Source organism: Lacticaseibacillus absianus (assembly GCF_013407595.1).
In the GTDB taxonomy this organism is placed as follows: Bacteria; Bacillota; Bacilli; order Lactobacillales; family Lactobacillaceae; genus Lacticaseibacillus; species Lacticaseibacillus absianus.
In genome coordinates, this window is sequence record NZ_JABEKX010000001.1 from 725292 (window position 1) to 737975 (window position 12684).

At 64.2% G+C, this 12684-nt stretch carries 14 protein-coding genes; 2 read left to right on the top strand and 12 right to left on the bottom strand.

Annotated elements, in window-relative coordinates; genetic code table 11:
- Positions 1-18: 18 nt before the first annotated feature.
- The 5 genes from abc-f to HII33_RS02935 form a co-directional block, all read right to left on the bottom strand.
- The gene (gene abc-f / locus HII33_RS02915; RefSeq protein ID WP_179394298.1) at positions 19-1512 is read right to left on the bottom strand and encodes a ribosomal protection-like ABC-F family protein; all 1494 of its coding nucleotides are present in this window, start codon (positions 1510-1512) and stop codon (positions 19-21) included.
- 315 nt (positions 1513-1827) lie between these two features.
- Complete coding sequence (locus tag HII33_RS13945; protein ID WP_218841890.1) at positions 1828-2568, bottom strand: L,D-transpeptidase; 741 nt, start codon at positions 2566-2568, stop codon at positions 1828-1830.
- Between the two features lie 33 nt (positions 2569-2601).
- On the bottom strand, positions 2602-3219 hold the full coding sequence (locus tag HII33_RS02925; RefSeq protein ID WP_179394299.1) for an SDR family oxidoreductase: 618 nt from the start codon (positions 3217-3219) through the stop codon (positions 2602-2604).
- Positions 3220-3238: 19 nt separating this feature from the next.
- Entirely contained in the window at positions 3239-4090 is an 852-nt protein-coding gene (locus tag HII33_RS02930) for an aldo/keto reductase (RefSeq protein WP_179394300.1), read from the bottom strand.
- Positions 4091-4165: 75 nt separating this feature from the next.
- Positions 4166-5335, bottom strand: coding sequence for an iron-containing alcohol dehydrogenase (locus tag HII33_RS02935; protein ID WP_179394301.1), 1170 nt, complete (start codon positions 5333-5335; stop codon positions 4166-4168).
- A 141-nt stretch (positions 5336-5476) separates the two neighbouring features.
- Between HII33_RS02935 and HII33_RS02940 the strand changes: the two genes are divergently transcribed.
- Positions 5477-6181, top strand: a complete 705-nt coding sequence (locus tag HII33_RS02940) for a TIGR00266 family protein (RefSeq protein ID WP_179394302.1) — start codon at positions 5477-5479, stop codon at positions 6179-6181.
- A 142-nt stretch (positions 6182-6323) separates the two neighbouring features.
- Positions 6324-7223, top strand: a complete 900-nt coding sequence (locus HII33_RS02945; protein ID WP_179394303.1) for a nitronate monooxygenase — start codon at positions 6324-6326, stop codon at positions 7221-7223.
- Between the two features lie 88 nt (positions 7224-7311).
- Here HII33_RS02945 and HII33_RS02950 read toward each other — a convergent pair whose 3' ends face one another.
- The 7 genes from HII33_RS02950 to HII33_RS02980 form a co-directional block, all read right to left on the bottom strand.
- On the bottom strand, positions 7312-7728 hold the full coding sequence (locus HII33_RS02950; RefSeq protein ID WP_179394304.1) for a hypothetical protein: 417 nt from the start codon (positions 7726-7728) through the stop codon (positions 7312-7314).
- A gap of 166 nt (positions 7729-7894) precedes the next feature.
- Positions 7895-8503: a DUF1648 domain-containing protein gene (locus HII33_RS02955; RefSeq protein WP_179394305.1), complete on the bottom strand. Its 609-nt coding sequence runs from the start codon at positions 8501-8503 to the stop codon at positions 7895-7897.
- Positions 8500-8769, bottom strand: coding sequence for an autorepressor SdpR family transcription factor (locus tag HII33_RS02960; protein ID WP_179394306.1), 270 nt, complete (start codon positions 8767-8769; stop codon positions 8500-8502). Before HII33_RS02960 ends, HII33_RS02955 begins: the two co-directional genes overlap by 4 nt.
- A gap of 13 nt (positions 8770-8782) precedes the next feature.
- Positions 8783-9547, bottom strand: coding sequence for an ABC transporter permease (locus tag HII33_RS02965; RefSeq protein ID WP_179394307.1), 765 nt, complete (start codon positions 9545-9547; stop codon positions 8783-8785).
- On the bottom strand, positions 9544-10443 hold the full coding sequence (locus tag HII33_RS02970) for an ABC transporter ATP-binding protein (RefSeq protein WP_179394308.1): 900 nt from the start codon (positions 10441-10443) through the stop codon (positions 9544-9546). Before HII33_RS02970 ends, HII33_RS02965 begins: the two co-directional genes overlap by 4 nt.
- The gene (locus HII33_RS02975; protein ID WP_179394309.1) at positions 10443-10637 is read right to left on the bottom strand and encodes a PLD nuclease N-terminal domain-containing protein; all 195 of its coding nucleotides are present in this window, start codon (positions 10635-10637) and stop codon (positions 10443-10445) included. The genes HII33_RS02970 and HII33_RS02975 overlap by 1 nt, the downstream gene beginning before the upstream one ends.
- A gap of 146 nt (positions 10638-10783) precedes the next feature.
- The gene (locus HII33_RS02980) at positions 10784-12523 is read right to left on the bottom strand and encodes a 1-deoxy-D-xylulose-5-phosphate synthase (RefSeq protein WP_179394310.1); all 1740 of its coding nucleotides are present in this window, start codon (positions 12521-12523) and stop codon (positions 10784-10786) included.
- Positions 12524-12684: the final 161 nt, after the last annotated feature.

The following is a 12684-nucleotide window of genomic DNA, read 5'->3' on the forward strand; positions in this document are numbered from 1 at the left end:
TCCGGCGCGACGCTCGGCTCAGCGGTGTAGCTCGATCACATGGGTCGCGACGCGGTCGATGAACGCCTGGTCGTGCTCGACGAACAGCATCGTCGGCTGGTGCGCCAGTAAGCTGTCGGCGAGCTGGTCTTGGTTGTAGAGGTCCAGGTAATTCAGCGGTTCGTCCCACACCAGCAGGTTGGCGGGGGTGACCAGTGACTGGGCGAGCTCAACTTTTTTCTGCTGGCCCATGCTCAAGTGCTCGATCGGGGTGGTGAAGGCGCTGCGCTCAAGCCCGAGCTTCTTGAGGTTGTTCAACAAAGCCTGATAGTCGAGCTGGCGCGCAGCAGCTAGTGCGGCCAGCGTGCCGACGTTATCCTCGTAACGTTGGCGCTGGACGCTCATGCGCAGGGACTGGGGATAACTGATGGTGCCGTGCACCGTGCCTTTGAAGCGATGCAGCAAGGCGAGCAGCAAGGATGACTTGCCGATCCCGTTGGGGCCGACCAGGGCGATGCGGTCGCCGCGGTGAACGTCGAAGCTGACGGGCGCAAACAGCGGTGTCCCGTCCGCATAAGCGAGGCTGAGCGCAGCGAGGTGCACGTAGACGTCGTGGTGGTCGGGGCGCGTCTCGATGGTCAGCGGGGCGATCGTCTCGATGTTTTGGAGCAGCTGGGCCTTGTGGTCGATCTCGGCGTCCATGCGCCGTTCGAGGTTCTTGCGTTTTTGCATCACCCGGGCGGCGCGGGCGCCGATGAAGCCCTTGTTCGCCACGGCGCCGTTGCCGGCCTGGTGCGGGTCGCCGTGCTTGTCGCCTTCGCGCGCGTGGGCCCACTGAGCCTTCTCCCGGGCGGTCTGGCGCAGGCGGTTGATGTCGGTACGCAGCTTGGCGTCCGTTGCGCGCTCGAAGGCGTCTTGGCGCGGCTTTTCGGCTGCGTACACCGAATAGTTACCGGCGAATAAGGTGATCTGCTGCTTGTCGATCGCCAGGGTGTGGTCGGTGATCGCATCGAGAAAGTCGCGGTCGTGGCTGACCACGATGAAGCCGGACTTGCGCCGCAGGTATGCGGCGACGTGCTGGCGGCTCGCGGTATCGAGGTGATTCGTCGGCTCGTCGATCAGGGCGAAGTGGGCCGTGTCGACGAACAGCAGTGCGAGGCGGACCTTGGTCTGCTCGCCACCGGAGAGGTCTGCGTAGGGCCGCCACAAGACATCAGGGTCGACCGCCAGCAGGTTCAGCTCCCGCTCGAGCTGCCATTGCTCGGCGTCGCTGATCGCTTGCATCGCGTACAGTGTCAGCGCCGTCGGGTCGGCGATCGGTTGTGGAAAGTAGTGGAGTGGCACCGGGACGCTCAAGTGGCCTGGGGCGTCCAGTTCACCGAGCAGTAGGCGCAGCAGGGTGGTCTTGCCGCGGCCGTTGCGCCCCACCAGCCCGAGGTGCCAGCTGGTGTCGAGGTCGAAGCTCGCGTTGTCGAACAGCAGGGCCTGGCCGTCGTAGCCGAAGGTCAGGTGGTCAAGTTGGATTGTCGTCATCGTTAAGTGCCTCCGTGACGCCCCGCTCGGGGATGACCGAGTGGGACGGAAGGACTCATCGTCTCCAGGTGAGTTTTCCAGGCATGCAAAAAGGCCAGCGTGCGCTGACCTTAAGTGGTGGGCACCACTTGAGGCAAGCCATTGTCGAAAAAACCGTAGACGTCGCCTAGGCCAGACCGCTTGCGCGGTACTGGTCTGATGTCATCAGGCGATGAGTCAGGGTCGGTTTCAACAATGGGCTTACTTCAATGGCTTCCACTCCGTTTCGTGTTGATCTGGTTAGAACCATAACATGGGGTGATCGGGCTGTCAAGCTCAGCCGATCGTGACCGGTGTGCCTTCCGGAACGGTGTTCATGATCCACTGGGCGTCGGGGATGCTCAGACGCACGCAACCGTGGGAGGCGGGTTCCTTACCCAGCTTCGCGGCTTCGGCGGGGATGTACTGGCGGTTTGCGTCGGTCGGCACGGTGTGGAACAGGTACTGGCCGTGGTTCAAGAAGCTGGTGTAGTAGTGGGCGCCCATCTTCTCGTTGGGGTTGTAGAAGTAGTCGCCGCGCTCGCGCTGGATCGCGTAAGTACCGTGCGGCGTGGTATCGTTCATCCCGGTCGACGCGTACATCGTGTACAGCACGGTCGCCCCGTTTTTGATGTAGACGCGCTGTTTGGCCAGGGAGACCTGGATCGCGAGGTGCGCGTAGGCGTAGACATTCGGGTAGGCCTTGGCCTCGGATGGCTTGTGCCAGTCGATCGCTACGGCCTTTTTCGCCGCGGCCTTCTTCGCGGCTGCGGCCTTGGCCGCGGCTTGCCGCTGGGAGCGCGCTTGCTTAGCGGCTTGGGCCGCTTGCTGAGCCTGTTTCGCCTGGGCCGCTTCTGCGGCGGCTTGGGTCGCCTGTTGCTGGCCGTGCAGGTGCAGTCCGACGGCCACTCCCGTACCGACGACCAGGACGGCGCCAAGTGCGATCAAGGCGCGGCGGACCGGACGCTTCAGGTGGTGGTGGTGCAGGTAGTCAGCGGCGTCTTTCAGATCGGCGATGAGCGTTGTCAACCAATTCATCGAATTCCTCGTTTCTCTATCAGGCGGGACGGGTCACAAGACCTGCGCGATCGGGATACTGCCGCCGGTGATCTTCAGCGTGGTCCGATGCAAGTCGGCATCCAGCGCCTCGACCAGGACCGTGGCGACGTCCGCCCGGCTGATCGCAGTCAGCCGAGCCGGGGCTAAGTTGATTGTACCTGCGGCCGGGGCGTTGGTCAACGCGGTCGGCTGGACGATCACGTAGTCCAAGTCGGTGCGGGTGCGCAGCCACTCGTCGGCGTAGAACTTGGCAATGTAGTAGTTAGTCAACTCGGCGGGCCACTTGGCGCGGTCGGCCGCATCGATGGTGCTGAGCATGATGAAGCGGGTGATGCCCAAGCGCTCAGCGGCCTGCATCACCTTGACCGCCCCGTCGAGGTCGACGGCCAAGAGGTCGCGCCCGGCAGACCCGGCGGCGAAGATCACTGCCTCACTACCGCGCATCGCGGCCTCGAGCGTTGCGATCGGCGCGGTCAGGTCGAAGGCGACCGGCAAGAACTCGGCCGTGGCCGGGCCGGCCTGGGCGATCGGGTCGCGGTAGCCGGCGATCACCGTGTGATCGTTGGCGCGCAGGGTGGTGACAACTTGTTGCCCGACTTGGCCGTGGGCACCGGCGACAAAAACCTTCATTGGGAGACCTCCTTGTGGGTCAGATCATCTGCAACGGGACTTTGTGTGACGGGCGCGGGAACGCGGCCTCGATCTGGGCCAGCTCCGGGGCCGTCCAGGTGACGGCCTGGGCCGCAAGGTCGGCCTGCATGTGTGCGGGGCTGGCCGCCTTGGGGATCGACAGGACCTGATCGCGCAGGGTCCAAGCGAGCATCAGCTGGTGGTCGCTCAGGCCCTTGGCGCGAGCGAGGGCGTGTACGGCACGGGGGAGGTGGATGCTCGTCCCGCGGCCGGAGTTGAAGGGCGAGTAGCCGATCGTGGTCAGCCCATGGGCGGCGTGGGTCGCGCACAGGTCGACCTCGATCCCGCGCGCCGTGAGGTTGTACAGCACCTCGTTGGCCGCAAGCTGCGCACCGCCGGGTAGGGCCAGCGCGTCTTGCAAGTCGGCGACGTCGAAGTTCGAGACGCCATAGGCGCGGATCAACCCAGCCTGCTGCAGGGCCTGCAACCCGGTCAGCGTTTCGCGCAGGGGAGTGTTACCGCGCCAGTGAAGCAGGTACAGGTCGAGGTAATCAGTCCCGAGGCGGCGCAGACTGGCTTCGAGGGCCACACGCATCTTACGCGCCGTTGCGTGCCACGGGTAGAACTTCGAGATCAGGACCAACTGGTCGCGCGCCCGCCCTTGAATGGCCTGGCCGACCAGCGTTTCGGCAGCGCCGTCACCGTACATCTCGGCGGTGTCGATCACCTGTAAGCCGTGGTCCAACCCCAAGCGCAGGCTGGCCAGCTCGGCTTCAGACTGCGCCGTGCTGCCTTCGCCGAGCCCCCAAGTCCCGATGCCAAGCGCCGGCACCGTGCGGCCGGCGAGTGTGATCGTTCGTGTCACGGCCATCCTTCCTTTCTTTCTGTAAGGCCAGTATAGCACAATACGCCAAAAAGGCCGCGATGCGGCCTTCGAGGGTGGTCATCAGTCGGCGTCGTAAGCGGCCTGGAACAGCGCGATCAGCTCAGCCTTGGTGCCTTTGCGTGGGTTAGAGAAGGCGTTGCCGTCCTTCAAGGCGTTCTCCGCCATCAGCGGGAAGTCCGCCGGCTTGGCCCCGATCGCCTTGATGCTGTGCGGGATGCCGACGTCTTCGGCCATCTGGCGCATGTGGCGGATCGCCAGTTCTGCCGCTTCGCGTGTGGACAGGCCAGCGGTGTTTTCCCCCATTGCGACGGCTAGCTCGGCGAAGCGCTCGGGGCAGGCGATCAGGTTGTAGGCTTCGACGATCGGCAGCAGCAAGGCGCAGCAGACGCCATGGGGGGCGTCGTACTGCCCGCCGAGCTGGTGGGCCATCGCGTGCACATAGCCGAGGTCAGCGTTATTGAACGCCATGCCGGCGAGCATCTCGGCTTCGACCATACCGGTGCGGGCCGCCAGGTCGTGGCCGTTTGCGACCGCTGGCCGCAGGTGGCGCTCGATCAAGCGGATCGCCTGCAGGCACTGGGCGTCGGTGATCGCGTTGCGGTTAGTCGAGACATACGGTTCGATCGCCTGGACATAGGCGTCCATACCAGTCGCGGCGGTCAGCTTAGCGGGGACATCCAGCTGCAAGGCGGGATCGTTGAAGGAGACCAGTGGGATGTTGCGCCACGAGACGACGACGAACTTCAGGTGTGTCGCCTCGTTCGTGATCACGCAGTGACGCGTCAGCTCGGAGCCGGTGCCGGCGGTCGTGTTCACCGCCATCAGCGGCGGCAAGGCGTGGGCGAGCGTCTCGATCCCAGCCAGCTGGGTGATGTCGTCGCCGTTGGTCAAAATGATCCCGGTCCCCTTGCCGGTATCGTGCGCGGACCCACCGCCGACGGTGATCAAGCTGTCACAGTGGCCGCTGAGGTACAGGGCCTTGGCCGCCTGAATGTTGCGGACCTTCGGGTTGGGTTCGACGTCGTTGTAGATGGTGTAAGTGATCCCTGCGGCGTCGAGCGATGCCAACGTCTGGGCGACTGGGCCGTTCGGGACCCCTTGCAAGAACTTATCGGTGACGATCAGCGGGTGCGTCATGTTCAGCATCTTAGCCCGGGCGCCGATCTTGTCGATCACGCCGGGGCCGAAGAAGTTGACGCTGGGCATGAGAAAATCAAAGTTTGTCTTCATCATTGCGACCTCCGAGTTGTGGGTTTACCCCATCATGATACGCACCGGCCGCTGGTGGCGGTACGGACAATTCACGCCATCTGTCCGTTGACTAGGCAAGCGTTGCCAACTCGGGTAAACTGGGGGCAGGAGGTGGTTCACATGAACTACGAACTGAAAGGGGAGAGTCCCTTCCCGATGGCCGTCTTGCACCTTGATCGCGGCGCCAGCGTGCAGATCGAATCCGGCGCGATGATCTACCACAACGGGCGCGTGGCGCTGGAAGGCAAGATGAACAGTAACGGTAAGCGGGGCCTCGGGGGGTTGATGAGCGCGATCGGGCGCAGCATGACCTCGGGTGAGTCCTTCTTCATCACCACGGCGACCGGCACCGCTGATGCGGGGGAGATCGCTATCGCGCCGGGCAACCCCGGGCCGATCTCGGCGCTCCCAGTTGACGCCGGCCACCAGTGGCGCCTGAACACCGGGGCGTTCTTGGCCGCCGACAGTACCGCCAGCTACAAGATGATCAGCCAAAGCGTCAGCCGCGCGCTGTTCGGCGGCACCGGCGGGTTCTTCATCATGGAGACACAGGGCGAAGGCACGATGCTGGTCAGCGCGTACGGTGACATGCTGGCGCTGGACCTGAGCGACGCCGACGACTATGTGATCGACAACAGTCACGTGGTCGCCTGGACCACCACGCTGGACTACAACATCGAGGCCGCCAGCGGGACCTTTGGCTTCACCACCGGCGAAGGGTTGGTCAACCACTTCAGCGGGACTGGGCGCGTCTACATCCAGACGCGCAACGTTGAGGCCCTGGCTGGGATGATCCAACCGTTCATTCCGACGAAGAGCGACTGAGCCGCGATCGCACGCTCCGGCCGGCGATTATGCCGGCTTTTTTGGGGTGGCCGGCGGGCCGCGCCCCGAGTCGTGAAGAAAATCACGATTGGTGGTGGCGCTTCCAGTCGAAATCCGGTACCCTTGAGGCAGACGAAAGGACGTGACTGGATTGACAACGATTCTTGGCACGCGCCTGCCCCTGATCCAAGGGGCCTTGGCGCAGATCTCGACGCCGGCGCTGGTGAGCGCCGTCAGCGAAGCGGGCGGGTTGGGGGTCTTGACGACTGTCGGGATGACCCCGACGGACTTGGCGGCCGCGATCGCGGCGGTGCGTGCGGCGACAGACGCCCCGTTTGGCGTGAACCTGATGTTGCAACAAGACAACATCGCGGACTTGGTGCCGGCGCTGATCGCCGCCCCGGTGCCGGTGGTAACGACCTCGGCGGGGACGCCGAAGCGCTTCTGTGCGGCGTTGCATGCGGTCGGGACGAAGGTGGTCGCCGTGATCCCGAGCGTCAAGGTGGCCCAGAAGATGGCCGCCTTGGGCGTTGATGCGCTGGTCGCCGAGGGCATGGAGTCAGGGGGCCACATTGGCACCGAGACCACCTTCAGCCTGGTGCAGCAAGTCGCCGCCGCCGTCGACTGTCCGGTGTTTGCCGCCGGCGGGATCGCGGATGCGGCCGGTGTAGCGGCCGCTACGGCGCTTGGTGCGTATGGCGTGCAGGTCGGGACGGCCTTCCTGCTGGCGACCGAGACGCCGATCGCCCCGGCGTACAAGCAGGCCGTGATCGCCGCGCCGGATACCGGCACGGTGGTCACCGGCCGGGCCCTGGGCGACGCCGTGCGCAGCCTGCGCAACCCGCTGACCACCGCTTACCTCGAGGCCGAGGCCGCCGGTGCGACACCGGCGGCGCTGCACGCGCTAGTCGACGGTAGCCTGGCACGTGCGATCCAAGGCGATGTCGATCACGGCACGCTGATGGCCGGTCAGATCGCCGGCAAGCTGACGGTCGAACTGCCGGCGGCCGCGATCGTGGCACGGCTCTACCCCAACGCTTAATGGGGGCTTAAAAACGCCTCACCCTGTTGCAAGCGGGTGAGGCGTTTTTAGCGTTAGGCGGCGGGATGCTGGCACCGCGGGCTGGGCATTAGTGGGTTGAAGCGGGGCGTGGGAAAAGCAACGACTGCGCGTAATGTTTGAGGTGGCGCGCATTGATGACCGTCCAGAGGCAGATGAACACGTATGGCGCCGTGAGCACGAGGCGCGGCAACAGGCGCTGATCGAACCCGAAAAACCAGATCAACGCCGCGATCATGAGCAGGTCGCCACACGCTGACCAGCGCATGCTGAAGGAGGTGAGGTAGCCGGCGGGGTCTTGGGTCAACTGGTCGAGGGGGCGGAGCCAGAAGCGGTCCGAGCAGCCGAGGAAGGCGAGCCCGTACATCAGCCAGTTGAGCCATGCGGTCGCGTCTGCGTGCATGGCCGGGAAGTAAGTGGTGACCGATAAAGCGACCATCTGGGCGACGAATAGGGCCTTTTGAAGTGTCTGGACTTGTTGGCGCATGGCGATTCCTCCGGTCGGGCCGAATTGGCAGATAACCACTAATTGTATTATAAATTATTTACAGCCAAAGTGCACGAATCGTTGGCTGCGGATGATCGATGGTGATTGCCCTGGCCCCCGGTCTGACGCGACCGCCCTAAAGTCCGGCCGAGGCGAGCCGATCCGTTCACTTCGCGATCAGCGGTGCGACCAACAGCCCAACACAGGCGATCACGAGGATCACGATCGAGACGGCTGGGGCCAGCGCCAGGCTGATCAAAAGCCCCAGCCCGGCGAGCACCATCCACCGCCCCAGCCGGCGGGCAACGCGTGGCCACTGGGCGCGGCGGCTCAGCCAGCGCATCGTGTTGAGCCCATAGCTGTAGCCGGCCGGGATGGTGGGGATGTAGTTGCCCATCGCGATGAACATTACCCCGATCAGCCCAGTCGCGAGGCGCCAGACGTCAATGTGGGCGCCGAGGGCGATCTGCGCGGTCGCCAGGTACAGGATCACGGTCATCAGCGGCATCAGCCAGATGACGATGCGCTCGAAGCGCGGCGCTGACTGCTTTCCGCGCGGCACCAGCAGAACGAGCAGCTGAAAGGCGCACATCATCAGCGGCAAACCGAAGACGAACATGGGCCGGCTCGCCCAGCCGTTGGGCGTGTTGTTCACTCCCCAGTGGATCGCGATGCGTGCAGGGAGCCGCCTGTAGATGGTCAGGCCGTACAGGATCGGCGCGAGGATCACAGGCAGGGTAAGGGCGAGTTGACGCCCGACATGACGCTCTTTCATGGGTTTTGGCCTCCTAAGTCGTAGATCCAGCCCAGCAACTCCTCGAACACGGAGAGGTTGAGTCGGTAGTAGATGAAGTTCTTCTCCTTGGTCACCTCGATCAGTCCCGCCTCGCGCAGCAGGCGCAGGTGATAGGAGACCGTGGCCTGTGATAGGTCGAACTGCTGGGCGATATCGCCCGCCGAGCGGTCCCCCGCCTTGAGCAGCTCGAGGATCTGGCGGCGGATCGGGTCGTTGATCGCCTTGAGTGTGTTGTTCAGTCCCATGTTGCCCTCCGTTTCAGAGTTTGGTCCGGTTCAGGCGCCAGATCGCGAGCCCCAAGCAGATCACGATCAGTGCGACGCTCAGCCCCATCGCGGGCACAAATGTGTGCAGTGCCTTGCTGCCGGTGACTAAGGCGAGGTTGTCTTGCGCCAAGCTGAGCGGATCGAAGCGGTGCGCCGCGGGGATCAGCCCGATCAACGATAGGGTGACGAAGCCTGCGGCGGCCGCCAAAAAGCCGGTGAAGCTACTGCGGGTGAGCGCCGAACCGAGCACGGTCAGCGCGAGCAGTAGCAAGCCGAACAGTGCAAGTGGCAGAAGCCCCCGCCAGACGTGCGGGGTCAGGTCGTCCGGGAAGTAGTAGCGCGTGTACGCCCAGGTCACGCCGAAGCTCATCAGCAGCGCACTCAGCCACAGCCCGGCGGCCACGAGGTACTTGGCGAGGATCACGGCGTAGCGCGGCAGCCCCTTGGTCACCAGGTTGACCAGCGTGCCGCGGCTGACCGCCTGGCTGACGGTGTTGCTGAAGACCAATGCGACGAGGAACAGGCCGAGTTGGGTCAGGTTCTTATAGAACTGCGTCCAGCTGTCGACACTAGTCGGCGTGGGCAGCTTGAGGGGGAGGTCACTGCCGAGCACGCTGCGCATCAGATCTGGCGTGAGTTTGGCGATCAGCGGGCTTTGAAGCCCGAAGAGGAGAAACAGTGCGCCGACCAGCAGCACCCGGTGACGCCGCCACGCCACGACCAGTTCCTTGCGGGCGAACAACCAAGTCGTCATCATTGCGTCACCTCCATGAAAATCTCCTCCAGTGTCGTCTCAGCGTGGGTGACTGCTTGCGGTGTCAGGTCCTGCGCGACCAGTGTCCGCAGCGTCTGGCGCATCACCGTCTGCGGTGCCTCGGTGGCGGTGAGCGTCACCGTTGTCCCTTGGACCGCGCCGTTCAACGCTCGGCCCGCGGCCTGTGCGCCTTCAGGGGTGGAGAACTGAAGCTCTAGGCGGTCGTGGGCGTACTGCTGGCGTAAGTCGGTGAGCGTTCCTTCGACGGCAAGGTGGCCGTCATGCAGGATCCCGACGCGGTCGCAGATGCGCTCGACGTCGCTCAAGATGTGGGTGGAAAAGAGCACGGTGGTCTGGCCGCGCAGGCTCGCGAGCAAGTCGAGTAGCTCACGCCGGCCCGCGGGGTCCAGCGCCGACGTCGGCTCGTCGCACAGTAGCAGGCGCGGCCGCGTCAGCAAGGCCTGCGCGATGCCCAACCGCTGGCGCATGCCGCGCGAGAACCCGTGGATGCGCCGGCGCGACGTCGGCAGGTCGACCTGCTTCAACATTGCAGTCACTCGGGGCATGAGGTCAGCGCGTGGGACGCCGGCGATCCGGCCACACAGCGTCAGGTACTCGCTGGGGGAGAGGTCCTCGTCGTACGCTGGGACGTCCGGCAGGTAAGCGATCCCTTGGTTGGCAGTGGTGCGGCCGTAGTGGACCGGCGTATCGGCGACCGTGATTGTCCCGGCGTCGCAGGTGTCTAGCCCCAAGATCAGCTTCATGGTGGTGGTCTTGCCCGCCCCGTTCGCCCCGACGAAGCCGTACAGGGCGCCTTCCGGGACATTGAGCGTCAGGTCGCGCAGCACCGACGTGGCCCCGAAGCGTTTGGACACATTGGTCAGACTCAAGATGGGCATCAGTCTGCCTCCCGTCCGAACAGGAAGTAGGCCAGCGCACCGAAAGGCTGGATCACGATGGCAACGATCAGCCACAGTGTGCGGTTGCCATGGGCGTAGTGCGTGTGCCGCAGGATACTGACGACGGCGGTGACGGTCAAGATCAGCTCGATGCCGATGATCGGCAGGAGCAGGGGCAGATAGGTTTGGACCATGACGGGACCTCCTATTTCGAATTTTGTCTAAATTATAGCGACACGGGCCGGCGAAAGGCAAGCACTATTTCGAAATATTTCTAAATGATCGAGGCTCGGCGTTGCGCGACCAAAAAAACCACCGCGCTCAGCGGTGGTTCGATGGATCACTGCAACGCCGCGAGGATATCCGCGGTGATCTGGGCCGGTGTCAAGTGGTCGCGCGCCATCAGCTCAGCGGTCGACTCGCGGTCGTTGAACTGGCGCTTGGCGCCCACGGTCAGCACCTTCGTCGCCGTTGGGCCGAAGTGGCCGGCGACTTTTTGGCCAAATCCACCGTCCAGGCTGCCTTCTTTCAGCGTGACGACGAGCTCGTGGTCAGCTTGCAAGGCGTCTAGCTCGGCGGGGTCAACGGCGTTGGCACTCCGCGGATCAATCAGGGTCGCGTCCACGCCATGCGAGGTTAACTGGGTCGCGACCGCCTGGGCGGTCGCCAACATCGAGCCCAGCCCGAGCAAGGCGACGCGGTGCCCTTGATGCAGAACGTGCAGGCCTAACGGGGTGAAGGTCGGCGTCAGCGGGGCGTGTTGCACCCCGTGGGCCGGTACGCGGATCGCGATCGGACCGGCCGTCTGAGTCAGCGCCCAATCGAGCTGGGCCGCCAGTTCCTCGGCGGTAGTCGGCGCAAGGTAGGTGAGGTTCGGGATGTTGGCGAGCATCGCGATATCGAAGGTCCCTTGGTGCGTCGGGTCACCGCCGGAGACAGCGCCGCCGGTGAGGATCAGGACTGCTGGCAGCCGGTTGATCCCGAGGTCGTGGCTCAGCTGGTCATAGGCACGCTGCAAGAAAGTCCCGGAGTGGAAAACGACCGGGCGCAGGCCTTGCTGCGCCATGCCAGCGGCCAGCGTGATCGAGACCTGTTCGGCGATTCCGACGTCGAGGTAGCGGTGCGGGTAGTCCGCCGCGAAGCGTTTGAGGCCGAACGATCCCGGGATCGCGGCGTTCAAGGCGTAGATCGGGGCCCCTTGGGCGATCTTCGCTTCCAGCTGGTCGAGGATCAGACTCGGGTAGCTTTCGCCAGTGCGCGGGCGTAGTGGGTCGCCGCTGGCCAGGTCGAACGGCACGTGCCAGTGCCAGCGTTCCTTATCGGTGACCGCCGGCGCGTAGCCCAGGCCCTTGGTCGTGTGGACGTGCAATACGACCGGGTGAGCGGTGTCTCGAACGGCTTCGAAGGCGCGGATCATTGCCGCCACGTCGTTGCCTTGCGGTTCGTAGCGGTAGTCGAGACCCATCGCTTTGAAAAAGTTCCGCTCGGCGTGGCCATTCGTCTCGCGCAACAGCGCCAGGTTCGCGTAAAGCCCGCCGTGATTCTCGGCGATACTCATCTCGTTGTCATTGACCACGATGATCAAGTTGCCCGCCAGGACCGCTGCGTTGTTCAGCGCCTCGAAGGCCAACCCGCCGGACAGGGAGCCATCGCCGATCACCGCCACGATATTGCCTGGGGCGTGAGCGTGGTCACGCGCAAGCGCCATTCCGGTCGCCAGACCGATCGACGTGGAGGTGTGGCCGATGGTGAAGAAGTCGTGCGGGCTTTCCTCCGGGGCGGTGAAGCCGCTGACATCGTCGTAGTGCGCTGGGTCGAGCCAGGCCTGCTTGCGCCCAGTCAGAATCTTGTGGGTGTAGCTCTGGTGTGAGACGTCCCAGACCACCTTGTCCGTGGGGGAGTCGAACACATAGTGAAAGGCGAGCGTCAGCTCCACGTCGCCAAGGTTCGGCCCGACGTGCCCGCCTGTCTGGCTGACCTTCGTCAGCAAAACGTGGCGGATCTCCGCGGCCAGCTGCGGTAGCTGATCAACGGTCAACCGCTTGAGGTCTTGAGGTGAATCGATATGATCGAGTAACATGTGAACTCCTTTGCATACTAGTATGCTTATATTTTGGAAGTGTCACATGGCGATGTCAATCCCAATTTGAGCGGGTGTCGGCAGGGTGAGACCCGAAGTGACGTTGGCGCGGTCGGGTGATCGCTTGCTGGTCGACGGTGAGCTCGTAAGGCGCATGCCTG